The sequence below is a fragment of the Steroidobacter sp. genome (assembly GCF_016790065.1).
Lineage (GTDB): Bacteria > Pseudomonadota > Gammaproteobacteria > Steroidobacterales > Steroidobacteraceae > Steroidobacter.
Map to the genome: position 1 here is coordinate 1 of NZ_JAEUPY010000287.1, position 17879 is coordinate 17879.

Annotated in this window: 12 protein-coding genes and 1 pseudogene; 11 read left to right on the plus strand and 2 right to left on the minus strand. The window is 60.7% G+C overall.

What is annotated here, in order from left to right; translation table 11 throughout:
* From JNL55_RS12215 to JNL55_RS12225, 3 genes and pseudogenes are all read left to right on the plus strand, one after another.
* Positions 1-240, plus strand: a pseudogene (locus tag JNL55_RS12215) (TonB-dependent receptor); the annotation flags it as partial.
* 21 nt (positions 241-261) lie between these two features.
* Positions 262-1872 (plus strand): M20/M25/M40 family metallo-hydrolase, encoded by a 1611-nt coding sequence (locus JNL55_RS12220; RefSeq protein WP_293853174.1) that lies wholly within the window; start codon positions 262-264, stop codon positions 1870-1872.
* 11 nt (positions 1873-1883) lie between these two features.
* Positions 1884-3572, plus strand: coding sequence for a serine hydrolase domain-containing protein (locus JNL55_RS12225; RefSeq protein ID WP_293853176.1), 1689 nt, complete (start codon positions 1884-1886; stop codon positions 3570-3572).
* Here JNL55_RS12225 and JNL55_RS12230 read toward each other — a convergent pair.
* Positions 3569-4639 carry a FecR family protein gene (locus tag JNL55_RS12230; RefSeq protein ID WP_293853178.1) on the minus strand — a complete coding sequence of 357 codons (1071 nt, stop codon included), beginning with the start codon at positions 4637-4639 and terminating at the stop codon, positions 3569-3571. The genes JNL55_RS12225 and JNL55_RS12230 overlap by 4 nt on opposite strands.
* Complete coding sequence (locus JNL55_RS12235) at positions 4636-5193, minus strand: RNA polymerase sigma factor (RefSeq protein ID WP_293853180.1); 558 nt, start codon at positions 5191-5193, stop codon at positions 4636-4638. Before JNL55_RS12235 ends, JNL55_RS12230 begins: the two co-directional genes overlap by 4 nt.
* Before the next feature lie 142 nt (positions 5194-5335).
* Here JNL55_RS12235 and JNL55_RS12240 point away from each other — a divergent pair, with 142 nt between their 5' ends.
* From JNL55_RS12240 to JNL55_RS12275, 8 genes are all read left to right on the plus strand, one after another.
* Complete coding sequence (locus JNL55_RS12240; protein WP_293853182.1) at positions 5336-7828, plus strand: TonB-dependent siderophore receptor; 2493 nt, start codon at positions 5336-5338, stop codon at positions 7826-7828.
* A gap of 66 nt (positions 7829-7894) precedes the next feature.
* Complete coding sequence (locus JNL55_RS12245; RefSeq protein ID WP_293853185.1) at positions 7895-9685, plus strand: amidohydrolase; 1791 nt, start codon at positions 7895-7897, stop codon at positions 9683-9685.
* Positions 9682-11229, plus strand: a complete 1548-nt coding sequence (locus tag JNL55_RS12250; protein ID WP_293853187.1) for a serine hydrolase domain-containing protein — start codon at positions 9682-9684, stop codon at positions 11227-11229. The genes JNL55_RS12245 and JNL55_RS12250 overlap by 4 nt, the downstream gene beginning before the upstream one ends.
* On the plus strand, positions 11226-12488 hold the full coding sequence (locus tag JNL55_RS12255; RefSeq protein ID WP_293853189.1) for an amidohydrolase family protein: 1263 nt from the start codon (positions 11226-11228) through the stop codon (positions 12486-12488). Before JNL55_RS12250 ends, JNL55_RS12255 begins: the two co-directional genes overlap by 4 nt.
* Positions 12489-12684: 196 nt before the next feature.
* Positions 12685-13236 carry an RNA polymerase sigma factor gene (locus tag JNL55_RS12260; protein ID WP_293853191.1) on the plus strand — a complete coding sequence of 184 codons (552 nt, stop codon included), beginning with the start codon at positions 12685-12687 and terminating at the stop codon, positions 13234-13236.
* On the plus strand, positions 13233-14291 hold the full coding sequence (locus JNL55_RS12265; protein ID WP_293853193.1) for a FecR family protein: 1059 nt from the start codon (positions 13233-13235) through the stop codon (positions 14289-14291). Before JNL55_RS12260 ends, JNL55_RS12265 begins: the two co-directional genes overlap by 4 nt.
* Positions 14292-14393: 102 nt before the next feature.
* Complete coding sequence (locus JNL55_RS12270) at positions 14394-16739, plus strand: TonB-dependent siderophore receptor (protein ID WP_293853196.1); 2346 nt, start codon at positions 14394-14396, stop codon at positions 16737-16739.
* Between the two features lie 12 nt (positions 16740-16751).
* On the plus strand, positions 16752-17879 hold a 1128-nt coding region (locus JNL55_RS12275), incomplete at its 3' end, for a serine hydrolase domain-containing protein (protein WP_293853198.1).

A 17879-nucleotide genomic window follows, 5' to 3' on the forward strand; every position in this document is an offset into this window, starting at 1 on the left:
GGAGCGTCGGTCGCGGCCAATTATCTGGGCGTCAAATATGCGGACCCCGCCAACCAACTGGAATTGCCTGCCAGCACGCGCATCGATTTAGCCATTCATTACACCTTCGATAACGACATCGAGCTGAGCCTGCGCGGCAACAACATCACCGATGAGGATATCTACAACGGCTTCTCACCGGTCGTCATCATGCGCAACGCCGGTCGCACCTACCTGGCCAACGTGAAGGTCACGTTCTGAGCCAGTGCGGCGAGGCGCCTGATGAAACTTATTTACGGCCTGGTGTTCAGTGCCGCGGCGCTGCCTGTGTGCGCCGCCGACGTGGTCGATCTGGCGGCGCTGGATCGTATCGTCGATCAAGGCTTCAACCATAGCGAGATCGCGACCACTGTCGCTCATCTCACGGATCGCATCGGTGGGCGAATGACCAATTCACCGCAGATGCGCGAGGCTGAAGTTTGGGCACAACAGCGGCTGCGGCATTGGGGACTTTCGAATGTGCGAGCCGAGGGATTCGAGTTCGGCCGCGGTTGGTCGATCGAGAGTTCGAGCGTGCGAATGGTGGCGCCTCGCACGTTGACGCTGCGTGCGATTCCCATCGCCTGGACGCCATCGACACAGGGAGCGATCACCGCGCCAGTCATCGTTGCACCTTTGTCGGATGAACGTGACTTCGAGAAATGGCGTGGTCGATTGCGCGGCAAGATCGTTTTGGTTACGCAGCCCGATTCGGGATCGGAACCGGACAAAGCCCCGTTTCGGCGCCATGCCAATGAGACGCTGGCGCAGTTCGATACGTACCAGCAACCCAACCATTCCGAAGTCGAGCGCCAGAAACTACTGCAGCGTGGTTTGTTCGACCGCCGTCAGGATGAGTTCCTGGCAGCGGAAGGTGCCGTGGCATGGGTGCGCAAAGCGTATCGCGATGGCGGACTCCTGCACGGCGAGGGATACGGGTACGCATCGGGAATGACACCGACGCTGCCCGGTGTGGAGCTGGCGGCAGAGGACTATCGAAAGCTGGCTCGGCTCGCGAAAACCACTGCTGTTCCCGAGCTGGAGATCGTGAGCAACGTGCGCTTTCACGACCAGGACACTCAGGCGTACAACATCCTGGCCGATCTGCCAGGTCAGGATCGCTCAGCCGGATATGTGATGGCTGGTGCGCATCTCGACAGCTGGGTGGCATCGGATGGTGCTCAAGACAACGCTGCGGGTAGCGTGGTCGTCATGGAAGCTGCTCGCATCCTGCGAGCACTGAACGTCAAACCAAAGCGCACGATTCGTTTTGTGCTTTGGTCCGGGGAAGAGCAGGGCATGCTGGGGTCGGCGGCCTATGTAGAGCGTCACATCGCGACCCGCGGCGCTCTGGACGATCCGCAGCTCGCCAGGCTGCCTCCGTACTACACATGGACGATGCGTTGGCCGGTGACCAAGCAGCCCGGTTACGACCAGCTCGCAGCTTATTTCAATATGGACAATGGCTCGGGAAAGGTGCGCGGCATCTACACCGAAGGAAATCTTGCAGTGGTGCCCATTTTTAAACAATGGCTGGCGCCGTTCGCCAGCATGGGTGCGACTGCGGTGGTCGCGAAGCCGACGGGTTCGACCGATCATGTGCCGTTCCAGTCGGTGGGTTTGCCCGGCTTTCAGTTCATTCAAGATCCGCTCGACTACGGCAGCCGCGTGGCTCACTCCAGTTTGGATAGCTACGATCACTTGAAGATCCCAGACTTGCAGCAGTCGGCCGTGATTCTCGCATCGATGTTGCTGCTGTCCGCCGAGCGCGATGCGCCGTTACCGCGGATGCCTTTGCCGAGCAGGCCGAACGACACGCAGCCTTTCGAGTACGAAGACGACGCAGCTCATTGATGGTGTTGCCGATGAGAATGATGTGGTTGCTGTTCGTCGCGTTGATTGGCTCGCCACTGCACGCCGTCGCGGCATCTTCAAGCCCAGCAGCAACCATCGACGCGTTGTTGGATGAGACTGACTGGCGCGGTCGACCGGGCCTGGCGGTCGGTGTCTTTCATCACGGCAAACCGGTTTACGTCGCCACGCGTGGCACGGCTGATCTCGAACACGGCTCGCCGGTGACTGCGCGGACAGTTTTCAACGTCGCGAGTGTGTCGAAGCATGTGACCGCGTACGCCGTGCTGTTGCTGGTGCGCGATGGCAAGTTGCAGCTCGATGACGATGTCCGCAAGTACTTGCCTGGTGTGCCGGACTTCGGCGAGTCCATCACCATACGGCAGCTGATTTTTCACACCAGTGGACTGCGCGAGGAGGGCAACCTCTTCATCATGGCCGGGCGGGTCAAGGAAGACTATCGCCGGCAGCAGCAGGTGCTCAACCTGGTAGCTGCGCAACGAGCGCTGAACTTTGCTCCGGGCACGGATCATCTCTACAGCAACACCAACTACGTGTTACTGGCGCAATTGGTGAGTAAGGTCTCGGGACGTTCCTTCCGACAGTTCACCAGCGAGCGGATCTTCGCGCCGCTGGGCATGACCCAGAGTTTTTTTCGGGATGACATTCATGAATTGATTCCAGGCAAGGCGAACTCTTATGGGCGCGACGCCACGGATCGGCACTGGCGTTCGCATCTCGACAATCATGATCTGCTCGGCTCCATCAATTTGTTCACTACTGTGCACGACATGCTGCTGTGGGCTGGCAACCTGTCACGGCCGACGGTGGGCGATGATGCGCTGGTCGCGCAGTTGCTCGAGATGGGCCGGCTCAACGATGGGACGGCGCTGGGTTATGGCTACGGACTGACGCCAGTCGTTTTCGCGGGGCACGAGGGCAAAGGCCATGGCGGCTGGACGGCCGAGTTTCGCGCCGATTTCAATTACTTTCCACGCGACGACTTCGCCGTCGTCATTCTGCGTAACTCGAACGGTGACACGGCCGCGCTCAACCAAGCGATTGTCAGGGCGTGGCTGGGCGATGCTGGCGGCAAGCCGCTGGTGCCGCTGAAAGCGACGCTATCGGCCGCTCAAATCGAGGCATTGGAAGGTCACTATCTTGCGGCTCATGGCCCGCTGATCACACTGCAAAGAAGCGGGGCCGACATCGCAATCACGATTCGCAGCTACGGACTAGAAGCTGCGACTTTGAACGCGCGCGTGGATGGCACGCTGGATGTTAACGATTCCTTGCGTGCCTGGAATAATTTCCTGACGCCGCTTCGAGACCCGCAGGGCAGGGTGACGGCGCTCAGAGAATCCAATGGCGGCGGGCGTCGTGATGAGATCTATCAGCGAGTCAGTCTGGTGACGCCGTCACCTCGAGAACTCGCAGCGCTGGCTGGAAACTATCGCAGTGACGAACTCGACATTACCTATCGAATCGCAGTCGAGCACGGCCGCTTGGTGGTGAACTCTTTGTGGATGACCGAAGCGCTGCCCCTGTCACCGACCGCACAAGATCAGTTCGAGTCCCCGGAGTGGTGGCTTCAGACCGTTCAGTTCAAGCGCGACGCGAACGATGCGGTGACTGGCTTCGCCGTGCACGCGGGCAGAGTACGCAATGTGTTCTTCACTCGCGTAGACGCCGCCAGTCGCTAACGCCTGCGAATCAAGATCTCCCCAGCCCGCCGTTCGACGGCCAGGTCCGGTTCCTTCTCCAACAGATCGCCGAAGGACTGCGGATCTTCGGCATCGAAGGTGGCCGAGTAATGGTGCGAGCCGGGGTCGATGCCGATCAGGCGCAGCTTCGGCGTGACATTGTGACTATTGAACTGGTGCACGATGTCTTCCAACGACGTTTGCCGGAACACCAGGCGTTGCGGTTGCCAAGCCAGCGTTTGTTTCACATCGGCAGCTTCATTGCGGGTGATCGCTCCAGTCGACGCAACCACAGCTTGCTGACCGGCGATCAACGCGGCGACGGGCAGCGTGCCATTCGAGGCTTCGTTCGAAGCGAGTGCGTTGCTGCCTGACGCGTCGTTGGCGCTGGACACCCGCACTTTGCCTTCGACCACCGAAACCACGGTGCCGGTGGCTTGTTTGCTAACGTTAAACTGTGTCCCCAAGGCTTGAACCACCGCATTGCCGGCGTGCACGCGGAAGGGACGGTTCGCATCGTGAGCAACCTTGAACAGCGCCTCGCCTCTCAGCAACTGCAGTTCTCGCGTCGACCGACGCAAGCGTACCTGCACGTGAGAGTCGGCATTCAGTTGCACCACGGATCCGTCTTTCAGCTCGACGGACTGTTGCATGCCGGGCGCCGTCACAAAATTCTGTGTAGGTACGAAGAAATCGCCCGCGAATAGCAGGCTGATGATTGCAACTGCAAAGCCCGCCGCCAACGCCGCTGCCCAGCGGCGACCAATGTGACGCCGAGGTTTGGTCACGACGCTGGTGGTATCCGTCGCCGGCAAGGGCAGCGGCGCAATGGTGGCGCACACCCGGCGTAGCAACGCGTCCCGGTCGAACCGGCCTTGCATGTCCAGCCCGTCCAGCTCCTTCTCGATGGCAACTGCGGTCAGGAATTCTTCGACGTGCCGGCGCGATTCACGCAGCCAGTCCACGAAGGCTTCGCGCTCGGCCGGGCCGGCGGTCTTCAATATTTCGACCCATTCGGACGCCCGCTGCGCCAGCAGCCGGTCGATTTGTTTCTGAACCAGGGTCATGGCGAAGACTCCGCGCCGCTGTAGTACTCCTCGAGCATCAGCTTCAACTTGGCCCGAGCATGCGTGACATAAGTGCCGATGGTGCTTTCAGTGAAGCCGGCGGCACGGGCCGCTTCCTCGTAGGACAAGCCTTCGCCTTTCACCAGCAACACCGCGGTCAGATGGTTGTCGGGCAGCGCCTTGAGCGCGTTGAGCAGGTCTCTTTGCATGGCCAGCGTGTCCGTCAATTCATCCGGGCTGCCGCTGCCGGCCAGCTCGGCACGCTTTTCGAGCAGCTCCGAGTCATAGGTCACCGGATCGTGCTCCTGGTGATAGTGGGCTTCGCTCAGCACATGGGCGGCGATACCGAACAAATAGGCCTGGGGATTGCGAATGGCGTCGGCGCGGTTCACCTTCAGGAAGCGCTCGAAAATGTCCTGAGTAATGTCCGGAGCCGACTGGGGCCGCCGCAACCGCCGTAGCACATAGCGGTGTAGCGCCCCCTCGTACTTCTGGAATGCGACGGCCGCCAGCCGGGCTGCCGCATCGAGAGGTTTTGGTTTCGCCTGGGTCATGGCCTGTGTGAATGGACTCCCCTAGTACACCTTAGTGGGGTCGTCGGACCAATTCCTTGATTTTTAATTTACCGATCAAGGTTTCCCCGCTCGTATCCCACTAGCCCTATACCGACACTAGAATAATCCTGGGGAGGAGCCGATGACGATTTCGAAACGCCTGCTGGCCACGAGCGTCGCGCTACTGTTGAGTGGCATGGCCTGTGCCAACGACGAGGCGGCGCGGGTGGCATTCCATATCGAGCCGCAGCCCATCCGGGCGGCGCTGGAGCAGTTTGCCGATCAAACCGGGTTGCAAGTGGTGCTGAGGGATGAGGATCTGCCGGCTGGTGCCGTGATGACACCAGGCGTGACAGGCGCCTTGTCGGCCCAGCAAGCCTTGCAGAAACTGTTGATGGGCACCGAGCTGCGCTATGAGTTCGTCAACGCCCGCACCGTAAGAATCTCTACGCCTCGCGATGGCGGGGTGGAGAAGGGTGCCTCCGCACGCTCGCCGGAGGGCTTCCTGCGAGTGGCGCAGACCGAGAGCCCGCCGCGAGCGCCGGTTGGCTCTGCCTCGGAAGGGGGCAAGGACGAAACAAACAACCAGCGTCTGGAAGAAGTCACGGTCGTGGGCATCCGTGAGTTGGGCTACAACTCGCGCACCCAATCGTCGGCACTGTTCGGCGAGCAAAGCATCCTCGATACGCCGTTCCAGGTCACCGCATTCCCGATCGAACTGTTGCAAGACCAACAGGTTCGCACGTTGTTTCATGTCGCCAAGAACGATGCGTCTACCGGCACGGGTAATAACAGCGGCGGCGTCGGCTTCTACGACTCGGTGTCGATTCGCGGCTTCACGCTCGCCAACGAAAGCGGTTACTACCGTGAAGGCAGTATTTTCCCGAACAACGCGCAGATGCCTTTCGAGAACAAGGCTGCGGTGGAGATCGTCAAAGGACTCACGGCCTTGCGCTATGGCTTCACTGCGCCAGGCGGCATCGTCAACTATGTGTTGAAACGGCCTACCGAAACGCCGTATCGATTCATGGACGTGTTCGGTGACAGCAATGGCGGCTACGGCGTGCATCTGGATCTGGGCGGCAAGCTCAGCGATGACATCGGGGTTCGTTTCAACGTCGTGCGCGCGCATGAAGAGCAGTTCATTCGCGGCGTGGACGGCAAGCGAGAGATGGTCAGCATGTTCCTGACCTGGACGCCCACCGAGAACCTGCTGGTGGAGGCGGACGCTGAATATCAGTATCGCGACACCAAGCTCGGCCAGAACGTGGACTTCGATCTCTTCGATCAGACCCAGTTCAGTCATGATGAGATTCGCTCCTTCCTGAAGCGCATCGATCGCCGCGTCTACATCGGCGAGGAATACACCCGGTATCCAACGCGCACCTTCATGGGTTCGGTGCGGATGACTTATGAGTTGAGCCCGGATTGGAAGGTGCGTTTCGCGGCCCAGAAATCGCAGGTGTGGCGCAACCATTCGCAGTTCTATCTGGTGGGCAACTCCATGCAGCCCAACGGTGACTACGAGGTTTACTACTGGCGCGCGCCGGACCAGGAGTTCTCGCCGCTGACTTTGGAAGCATCCCTGTCGGGCACGGTGCAGACCGGACCGGTGCGGCACGACCTGGTCATCGGCGCGCTGCATATGGAACATCCCAATTACTTCCCGGCGGCCGGTGGCTTCGTACTGGCCGGCACCAAGAACATCTTCGACCCGTCCGTGCACATCGCCAATCCCAACCCGGCGGTGGGTGACTCGATGTTGATGGAGCGTCTGAATCAGTTCGCCGTCTATGCCACCGATTACATGCACGTGACCGACTGGCTGAATCTGTTCGCCGGCGTGCGCTACACCCAGCCGAAGTTCGAGACCTTCTACGGTGACAACCATACTCGCGACTGGCTGTACGACGAGTCGGCGATCACGCCCAGCGGCGGCGTCATCTTCAAGCCGCGCTCCAATGTGTCCATCTACGCCAGCTATGCCGAAGGACTCGAGGTGGGCGGGCAGGCGCCGGTCGGCACTGCGAATGTCGGTCAGGTCATGTCGCCGCTCAAGAGCAAACAATATGAGGTGGGGGTGAAGGCGGACCTGGCGGACGGCGCCACATTCTCCGCTGCCGTGTTCGAGATCGACAAAGGCCTGGAGCTGATCGACGACAATAACTATTACGTCCAGGACGGCCGTCAGGTACACCGGGGTGTCGAGGCCATGCTGGCCGGTCAGCTGACCAAGGATTTGCGTCTGGTCACGAGCGCGCTGTACATCGACGCCGAACTGAAGAAAACGGCCGGTGGTTTGCGGGATGGCAAGCAGCCGTTCAACGTGCCCAAGATCAAGGCCAGTGTGTATGCCAACTGGCGGCTGCCGATCCCGGCCGACCTGTCGGTCAACGCCGGCGCCTTCTACTCGGGCGAGCGTTTCGTCGATACCGCCAACACCTTCGCCATCGACGACTATGTGCGCTTCGACGCCGGCTTGATCTACGGCTTCCCGCTCGGTCAGACCCAGGCCAAGCTGCGCCTGATCGTGGAGAACCTCACGGACAAGAACTACTTCAGCGGTACGCAGCAAGGATTCCTGATGTACGGCGAGCCGCGCACTTTCCGGATGTCGTTCAGCGCGAGCTACTGAAGGTTGTGAGTCGTCGCGGCGGTCGGAGAAATCTTCCGGCCGCCGTCCCTCGGTTCAGGAGTCCCCGTGTCCAAGTTCACTCTCACGATGATCGCGAGCGTGTTGCTGGCGATTGTGGCCGCGTGCACGCGACCAGCAGCCCCTCAGCCCGCCGACGAGGTGTTGAAGAACGGCAAGGTCTACACCGCCAACCCGAATCAGCCGTGGGCGCAAGCGGTGGCGATTCGCGGCGGCAAGATCGTTGCGGTCGCGGATGACGCGGCGATGACCGCTTGGATCGGATCCAAAACAAAAGTGGTCGATCTGAACGGCGGCATGTTGATGCCCGGGCTCATCGACAGTCACGTGCATCCGTTGGCCGGCGGGCGCCAGATGACTCTCGCAGATATCGGCGGCGGTCACGTGACCTTGCCGCAGTTCAAGGCATTCGTCGACGAGGCCATCGCAAGTGGCAAGGCGTTGCATGAAGGCCGCGTGGTCATCGTTGGCGTACATCCTTCGATGTGGTCGGAGAATCTCGGCGCCATCTTCAACAAGCCGCCCTACACAGCGCGGCCGACGTTGTTTGCAGGTTCGGACGCGCATACGGCGTGGGCGAACCAGCCAATGCTTCAGGTGCTCGGCATCAGTCGCGAGTCGCTGGCCGCCATGCCGGCGGAGAAACGCAAAGACTACTCAGTTGATAGTGCCGGCGAGCCGACCGGTTTCGCCGTCGAAGCCGGTGCCTCCAATTTGTTTCGCGGCCTGCCTGGGCGCGACGGTCGCTATGAGCGAGCCTGGGGCGAAACAGCCGTGCGCTATCTCAATTCGCACGGCGTCACTGCATTACTCGAAGCGAATGCCGGTCACCCGTCGTCCGATGGCGAGGCCATCCTGAAGTTGTATCAGGACCTGGCGCAGTCCGGCGATCTGACCTTGAGAGTGTCGGCCTTGCTGGAAGCGCAGAGTTCTCAAGAGCTGCCGGAGATCTACCGGTTACGAGACAAGTACTCGGGCCTGCCGAACTTCTCGGTCGTTGGCGTCAAGCTGTTTGCCGACGGCATAGTCGACTATCCCGCCCAGACCGCGGCCGTGCTCACTCCTTATATAGGCACGGGTGGCACCGGTGCGCTCAAGATCGAACCCGCCGAGATGGCGCGTATCGTCACCGATGCCGAGCGCCATGACATGCTGGTTCATATTCATGCGATCGGCGATCGCGCCGTACGAGTCGCGCTCGATTCAATCGAAGCGGCGCGCAAACAGAACCCCTCCGGCACGATTCATCACTCGCTCGCGCATCTTCATTTGATCGCGCCTCCGGACGTCCCTCGATTCAAGCAGCTGGGTGCGGTCGCTTCGTTCCAATTGTTGTGGGCGACGCTGGATGAGACCGAGCAACAATTGATCAAGCCCTATCTCACTCCCGAGGTTTGGGAAGAGCAGTACGCAGCTCGGTCGCTGGCCGATGCGGGAGCCATCATTGCTGGCGGCAGCGACTGGCCAGTGAGCAGCGGCAATCCCTGGGAAGCCATCGCACAGGCTATGACTCGCGCTGGGCCGTTCGGTGTGCTCAATGAGCACGAGCGCATGTCGCTGCCCAGGATGCTCGACGCGTATACCATCGGCGCCGCGACTGCTGCGCGCTTGCAAGACAAGGTCGGCTCCATCGTCGTCGGCAAAGAAGCGGACCTGATTCTGCTCGATCGCAATGTCGCTGCACTGACGCCGGAGCAGATCGCGCAGACCCAAGTGCAGTGGACCATGCTCGGCGGACGGATCGTGTATCGATGCGACGCATGCTCCAACCCTAAAGCGCCGCCCCAAGATTCATCCAAAGATTCATCCCAGGCTTCGTCCGAGGAAGTAGCCCAGTGAAATTCATTGTTCGTTCCATCGTCGCCGCCAGCCTGGCGACACTGACGTTCTCTGCGCTGGCTAGCAGCGTCAACACGCGTGACGCGCAAGTCATTCGTGCGTTCGAGACGGGATTGCGTCCAGCGCTGCAGTTCGTGGGTGACAAGCCAGTTCGTTGGAACATCGATGAACGCATGGCCTACTGGCATGTGCCGGGAGTCAGTATCGCGGTGATTCGCGATGGCAAGCTTGCGTGGGTGAAGACGTATGGAGTGAAACGGGCCGGCAGCAATGAAGCCATCGACGCGCAAACGGTGTTCAGCGTCGGCTCGCTCAGCAAAGTCGGCGCTGCAGCGGTGACGTTGCGACTCGCCGACGTCGGCAAGATCGACATCGACCGCGACATCGGTGCCTATCTCAAACGCTGGCAGGTGCCATCGAACGCGTACACGCAGCTCCAACCAGTCACATTGCGCGGCATCCTGTCGCATACCGCCGGCATGAATCTGGGCAACTTTCCCGACTTTCAGCCGGGCGAAGCGCTGCCGACGAATCTCGACACACTGCGTGGAGTCGCGCCGTCGAAGACTGCGCCGCTACGAGTCGATTTCATTCCGGGCACGCACTGGCGTTACTCCGGCGGTGCTGTGCAGGTCGAACAGCTCGCCATTGAGGATGTGACAGGCGTGTCTTTCGTGGAGGCTGCACGCAACCACGTGCTCGAGCCGCTGGGCATGCGCCGAAGCACCTACGTGAATCCGCTGCCCGAGACGCACGGAAACATTGCCTTCGCTCATGATGAGAAGGGCCAGCCGCGTGCGTTGCCGAGAGGTTACGAAGCCTTTCCGGAAATGGCGGCGTCCGGGTTGTGGAGCACTCCCAGCGACTATGCTCAGCTGGTGATTGCGTTACTCGATTCGTATCGCGGCCAGACTAATGGTAAGAACAAGGCGTTTCTGAGTCGCACGCTGGCTCGCCAGGTCATGACTGAGGTGGGGCCCAGCCCAGTCGGGCTTGGTGTGTTTCTGGAAGGCACGGGCATGGGCCGTCGTTTCTTTCATACCGGCGCCAATGAAAGTTATCGGGCTTACATGGAAGCCAATCTGGCCACAGGCAATGGCGTGGTGATGTTCACTAACGGCGCCAATGGCTCGAAGTTGTACGCCGAGTTGCGTCGCTCGATGGAAGCTGCCGAGGGTTGGCCGGAGACCGAAGTCATCACGGTGCCTAAAGTGGCTGTCGCGCCGGAGCGCTTGGCGGCTTTGGCTGGCAACTATGGGGTCGATCCGGTGCACGGGCCGATCAACATTCGTTCCAATCTCGCGACCGAGCCGGTGATGTTCAAGGTGTGGGTGGAGAACGGCGCATTACGGCTCACTGAGGATGGCGCAGGCGATGTGGCCACGCTGGTGCCGGCCGACGAAACCCATTTCGTTTATGAGAGCCATTCCAACTATTCGATTGAGTTCGTGACCGGCTATCACGGCACCGTCGACGGTTTGATTTTCCGGCGCTCGAATTACTCATTCGAAGCAACACGCGTCAACCAAGGAGCGAAGCAGTGAAGCGAGGCAGCGTGTGCGCAATCGTTGCGCTGATCGGCAGCCTGCTGGTCGAACCGGCACTCGCCGAAGTTATCGCGCTCAAGGCGGGTTACCTGATTGATCCGGCCACGGCCAGTGTGTCGCGCGACAAGATCGTGCTGATCGACGGCGCAAAGATCGTTGATGTAGTAGAGCGCATGCCCGTGCCGGCGCCAGCACGCGTCATCGACCTGTCCACCCGCTGGGTGTTGCCGGGGCTGATGGATCTACATACGCATCTCAGCTATGACTACACCGCCTCGTTGTGCGCGAACTATCTCGAGCATGGCAACGGTTATCGTGCGCTGATCGGACTGAGCAAGGCGCAAGAGATGTTGCAGGCTGGCTTCACCACGGTGCGTGACGTGGGCAACGCTGGCAACTATGTCGATACGGATCTGCGTCGAGCCATCGAGGCAGGTTTGTTCAAAGGTCCCACCATCGTCAACGCCGGCAAGATCATCGCACCGTTCGGCGGTCAGCAGGACGCTGTGTCACCCACGGTCGGGCCGTGCTGGAACTACGAGTACATCGACGCGGACGGCGTCGATGAAGTGCGCAAGGCCGTTCGCACCAACATTTTCTACGGTGCCCGCGTGATCAAGCTCGTCTCTGACTTTCGCGGCGGTACGCATGGCGTGTACACGGAAGCTGAGATTCGAGTGGCGGCTGAAGAAGCGCATCGTGTTGGACTGACGCTCGCTGTTCATGCCAAGGAAGACGAGACCGCAATGGCAGCGGTGCTCGGCGGTGCCGATAGCATCGAGCATGCATACGCTGTGACCGACGCCGTGCTCAAGTTGATGAAGCAGAAGGGCGTCTACCTGGTCAACACCGACATCCCGCTGAGCCATCTGTTGGGTGGCAAGTCGTCGAATCCAGCGGTTGCGCGCGAGCGCTCGCGTGCCAAGGTTGAACGCCTGCGTCGGGCTTATCAGATCGGTGTGCCGCTCGCGTTCGGTACCGACGTGACCCACGACTTGCCGGATCGGGACCGCGGGCGCATGGCTTTGGACTTCATCGACGTTTGGTTGGAGGCGGGGATCCCGTCGGCCTATATCGTCAAAGCCATGACCACCCAGGGGGCCAAGCTCATGAAGATCGACGGCGAACGTGGCTCACTAGCCAAGGGGCACTATGCCGACATCATCGCTTCGCCCGGCAATCCGCTGGACGATGCTCGTGTCCTGGGCAGCGTCGACTTCGTCATGAAGAACGGCCAGGTGGTCAGAGAGCGATGATCTCGCCCCATTCTGGCATGGGAGTTGCTCTGTCCTGCCAGTCCCCGCTGGCCGGCCTAGATGCAAAGCCGGTCGTCTTTTTTGTCCGCAGCCTGTCCGGACTCTGATATATATCTGGCGGTGAGCGCCGCCGACGACGCCAGCGCTACGACTTCGATCGATTCAACCGAATCGATGGTGCCTATGGTCGGTGCTTATGAGCGATCACCCAGCGTCAGCCGCCAGCTTACAAAGTGACCTATCCGCGCAGTTTCGCGGACCGCTCATTGCCTTCTTCAGCCGTCGCATCAAGGATCGCCGCGAAGCGGAGGACATGGCGCAAGAGGTCCTGCTGCGCGTCCTGAGTACCGACCGCCGGCGCATCGAGCACGCCGCCAACTTCGTTTTCAAGATCGCGATCAATCTGCTACGCGATCAGCGTCGCCGGCAAGTGCGTGCCGGCATGCCCGGCTTCATTCGCCTCGACGATACCGCGGGGCCGGAGCTGGAAGGGGAGTTCGCCCAGACGCTCTCGCCCGAACGCATTTTGAGCAGCCGTTCCTCGCTGGAAGACGTCGTGCGCACGCTCGACGAACTCGGCGAGCGGACGCGCAATATTTTCGTGCTGTTCCGACTCGAGAAAATGAAGCACAAGGACATCGCCGAGCGCTACGGCATCTCTATTAGTAGTGTCGAAAAGCACGTGATGCGTGCGTCGTTGCACCTGGCCACGCGTTATGGCCGGCAGCCTGAGGTCACGGAACGATGAATCGCGCATTGGCCGAATCCGAGCGGGGCACTGCCGCCTTGGCGGAGGCGACGGCATGGCAGGTGTATTTCGAGTCCTCCGGGCGCGACTCCAGCGATGAATTCGTTGCCTGGGTCAACGCGAGCCCGGACAACGCTGCGGCCTGGGAACAGGTGCGCGGCATGTGGGGCTTGTTGGACGAGCATGAGACGTCGGACGCGGGCGCAGAGCTGCGCCGTCTCGCGTTAGCGGACGCTGACGCTGCCAAAGCATCCACGCAGCGCTGGTGGTCATCGATCAATGCCGGTCAAAGAATCGCCGCCGCTGTGGCGGTGGTCACGATCGTTGGCTTGCTGACTGCGTGGGGACTCACCCGGCCCGAGACCTATAGCACCTCGATGGGCGAGCGGCGAGTCGTGGCTCTGAGCGACGATTCGCGCATTACTTTGGACTCGGACAGCGAAGTTCAGGTGCGTTATTCGAAGGAGCGGCGTGCGCTCGTTCTGTCGCGCGGCCAGGCGCGCTTCGATGTGGCACACGATACGGCGAGGCCGTTCTCCGTCACTGCTCGAGGCCAGCAAGTCATCGCGGTGGGCACCTCATTCAACGTCGACACCCTCGGGCCGGACTTGCGAGTGACCTTGCTCGAAGGGCGAGTGGTCGTAGCTCCGCAGAGCGCGGAAGTCGATGTGGCCGCCTTGCGTGATCAAGCTCTTAGTGCCAAAGCCGTTACCGCCGCCGGCAGTGCGCCACTGGTGGAACTCGCTGCCGGCGAACAACTCACGATGCGAACGGGCACTGCGCCTGCAGTGGCTGCGGTCAGTGCCGCACATGTGAGTGCCTGGGAGAGCGGGCATCTGGTGTTCGACGGTGAATCGCTGGCTTCGGTCATCGAGCGAATGAGTCACTACTCTGCACAGCGCTTGCTCATCGCGGATCCGCGTGTCGCCGAGCTGCGGATCACCGGCTTCTTCAATGCCGGCGATACTGCAGGCTTCATCAGCACCATCACCGAGTATCTGCCGGTGCGTGCCATGCCCGCCGCCGACGGCGCCATCGCGCTTCAGCACCGCTAAAAAAAATCGTTTGCCTTGGCTTGAGGGTTTTTCGGAAACCGGCGTCTGTCCTTTCAGGGGAGCGCAAAACGGTCTGCGCCCACAACTAAATAAGGCAAGCGTATGGTCCGAACATTCTCGAAAGTGGCCTCGCCACTGGTCGCTGCCGTAGCAGCAGCGTTGATGGGCGCAGCGGTCTCCGCGGCAGCACCCAGTTACCATTTCGATCTGGTCGCGCAGCCCATGTCGCAGGCGCTGCAGCGATTCGGGCAAATCTCCGGACAACAGATCATTGTCAGCAGCGAGTTCGTCGAGCAGTTGACGGCGCCGGAATTGAAGGGCGAGTTCACCGCCGAGGCAGCACTCGAAAAGCTGTTGCAGAACACCGGGCTGGTCGCGGTTCGCTCCTCCTCGGGAGCACTGATGATTCGCCAGGCCGGCTCGTCCGCCGACCAAAGCAGTGCTGACGCGAACGACGACTCCGTTCTGCTGGACACCGTGACGGTGTTCGGTCGCGCCACTCAGTACACGCAGAAAGACATCCCGCAGACACTCACCACTTTCAATCCAGAGTTTCTGGCCAGCGTCGCGGCGGTCGATACTTACAACGTGCTGCGATTCGTGCCGACCTCGGCCTCGCGCTATTCGGAGTTCGGCTTCAATCCTGGCGAATCGGTGATTCGCGGCTTTCAATCGGTACGCACCATCAACGGTGTGACACTGGACACCATGAATCACGGTGCCGATCTGGTCAACGTGGAGCGGGTCGAAGTGCTGATGGGCCCGGCGTCGGTGCTGTACGGCTCGATGCAGCCGGGCGCCGTCGTGAACCTGGTGACCAAGCGACCCAAAGACGCCTTTCATTTCAGCGCCGAAGCGGGCTTCGGTAGTTATAACGACCAACGTTACTCGATCGACGTGGGTGGTCCGCTGTCCGATCGCGTGCGCGTGCGTTTGAACGCGGAGTGGCGTGATCGCGAATCCTTTCTCGACTACTGGAGCTTGAACAAGATCGTGGTGGCGCCGGCCATCGAGATCGACCTGACCGATCGCACGCTGCTCACCTTGGAAGGTTTGTACTCGCGCAACCATTGGGGCGCAGGCACGTGGCTGGGCGGACCGGCTGCCGGTTTGCTCACGGCCAATCCCAACGGCAAGTATCGGCGTTCATTCTTCGCCTCCAATCCGGACGAAGAGGAGACGGGCACGACGCGCAGGGCCCGGCGTGTCGAAGCACGACTGAAACATTCTTTTACCGATACGTTGACCGCACAGCTGGTGACCACCTACACGTACGGTCAGGAGGACGCGCGTGACATCGTGTCCAACGGCTTTCTGAATACTGACTTTCGCACGCTGCGCATGTTGCGGTTCATCGCAGTCGATTCGCGTAGCGACGATATCGCCGCGCGGTTGGACTTGGCCGGTGAGTTCGAGACCGGCCCGGCGCGGCATCGGTTCGTGATCGGCGGCGACTACCTTTCGCAGGAAGCCGACAACTTCAAGGGGCGCGCCAACGTCGCGACCACGTCGCTCGATCTCTACAATCCGGTGTACAACTCGGTCGTTCCCAATCCGATACGGATCAACGGCTCGGGCATCCAGACCGATACCAACGGCGTGTTCCTGCAAGACCGCATCTCGTTCGCGGAAAAGCTGCACGTGATTCTCGGCGTGCGTTACGCGAAGATCGATTCGGAGAACGTCTTCCAAGCCGCAGGGACCACGACTCGCGTCACCACCAAGTTGTCGCAGGATGCCTGGCCGACGCAGTTCGGCGCCGTCTATGAACTCACGCCGGACGTGTCGCTGTTCGCGAACCGGTCGGAATCGTTCCTGCCTCGCAGCGGCACCACTGCAGGTGCCAAGCCTTTTCCTCCTGAAGAGGGCAATCAGATCGAAGCGGGCGCCAAGTTCACGCTGGGCCGCACTGGGTTGGTCGGCAACCTCGCAGTGTTCCAGGTGGAGAAGCCCGACGTGCTGGCGCCGGATCCGAACAATCCTGGCTTCCAGCTGCCGCTGGGCGATGTGAAATCGCAAGGTGTCGAGTTGTCGGTGAATGGTCAGCCGTTGCCCAACTGGACGTTGTACGCCGCCTTCGCGCACATGAAGACGGAGGTCAACACGACGGATGCCAACCTCGACGGCAACGAGCTCTCGAACGCGCCGAAGAATACCTTTTCGCTCATGTCTCGCTATGACCTGGTCGGTGGCCTGTTCGACGGCCTGGCGTTCTCGGTTGCGGTTCAGAATGTGAATGCGCGCTTTGCTGACGATCAGAATACGTTGCGCCTGCCTGGGCACACCCGTGTGGATCTCGGCGCGCACTATCCGGTGAATCAGCACTTCGAAGTCAGTTTGTTGGTGAACAACGTCACTGACGAGAATGTGTATGCGGCGATCTCTGCCAACCGCATTTCGTACGACGCTTATCGAAATTATCTGCTGCGTATCGGCTACAAGCTGTAACGCATGAAGGTGATGAGCACAGTTCGGTGGCTGCCGCCGTTGGTGTTGGCGCTGGCCTCGTGCACGACGCACGCGGCCGCGCCTGTCTCGCCGGCGACACAGGCCGCGGCGTTTCTCGCCAGTCAGGAGAAGTCGGGAGAGCCGGGGTGCGCAGTCGGTGTGCTCCAGGGGGGCAAGTGGGCCTTCAAGGGTGCCTATGGACTCGCGGACCTGGAGTCCAAGGCACGCAATACACCGCAGCTGGTGTTTGGTATCGCGTCGATCACCAAGCAGTTCACCGCTGCGGCGACGGCGATTGCCGCGCATCAGAAGTACTTCTCGCTGGATGACGACATTCGGAAGTATTTGCCCGAGTTGCCTGACTATGGGCAACCCATTCGCATCTCGGATCTGGTTTATCACACCGACGGTATCCGCGATCATGGCCGGCTGGTCAGTCTTACTCCCACGCCTGAGAAATATGAAACACAGGCGGCTCGCATTGCTTTGCTGGCACGCCAGCGTGCGCTGAACTTCGCACCCGGCACTCAGTATCTCTACGGCAACAGTGGCTATCTGTTGCTGGCAGAGATCATTCAACGAACTACGCATCAGTCGTTGGCGGTTTATGCCGAGCAGAATATCTTTCGGCCGCTCGGCATGAAGCACACTTACTTCGGATCGGACACTCGCGGTACTGAAGGGCGCGCGTTGCCGTATTCTCGAGTCAAGGACGGTTGGCGAAACACTGATGGTGAAGCGCCGGCAAGCTTTGGCTCGGGCGGACTGATGACCACGCTCGATGACTATTCGAAGTGGGCTGATAACTTGTTTGCCGAACGCAGTCGCCTTGCTGGCGGCACGGCGTTGACCGATCTCCTGCATACCTCGGGTCGGCTGCGCGATGGCAGTCCGGTGACGTATGGGTTTGGGTTTCGGCTCAATGCTTATCGTGGCCTTGAGCAAGTGGGGCACAGTGGCTCGGGCGAAGGCTACAAGGCGCTCGCCATGATGTTTCCGCAGCGGAAGCTTGGAGTGTTTGGCTTCTGTAATAACGGGGTGTATGCGCAGGAAGTCGTCATGGCCGTCGCCGACATGTTTCTCGGCTTGCCGCCGCAAGGCAAGGCGGCAGGTGGAGCGTCGCCGGTTCAACTCACGCGT

What these genes read in the sequence shown, in the direction of transcription:
- JNL55_RS12220 (WP_293853174.1), top strand. Translation starts at nt 262, where the DNA reads ATGAAACTTATTTACGGCCTGGTGTTCAGTGCCGCGGCGCTGCCTGTG.
- JNL55_RS12225 (WP_293853176.1), top strand. Translation starts at nt 1,884, where the DNA reads ATGAGAATGATGTGGTTGCTGTTCGTCGCGTTGATTGGCTCGCCACTG.
- JNL55_RS12230 (WP_293853178.1), bottom strand. Translation starts at nt 4,639, where the DNA reads ATGACCCTGGTTCAGAAACAAATCGACCGGCTGCTGGCGCAGCGGGCG.
- JNL55_RS12235 (WP_293853180.1), bottom strand. Translation starts at nt 5,193, where the DNA reads ATGACCCAGGCGAAACCAAAACCTCTCGATGCGGCAGCCCGGCTGGCG.
- JNL55_RS12240 (WP_293853182.1), top strand. Translation starts at nt 5,336, where the DNA reads ATGACGATTTCGAAACGCCTGCTGGCCACGAGCGTCGCGCTACTGTTG.
- JNL55_RS12260 (WP_293853191.1), top strand. Translation starts at nt 12,685, where the DNA reads ATGAGCGATCACCCAGCGTCAGCCGCCAGCTTACAAAGTGACCTATCC.
- JNL55_RS12265 (WP_293853193.1), top strand. Translation starts at nt 13,233, where the DNA reads ATGAATCGCGCATTGGCCGAATCCGAGCGGGGCACTGCCGCCTTGGCG.
- JNL55_RS12270 (WP_293853196.1), top strand. Translation starts at nt 14,394, where the DNA reads ATGGTCCGAACATTCTCGAAAGTGGCCTCGCCACTGGTCGCTGCCGTA.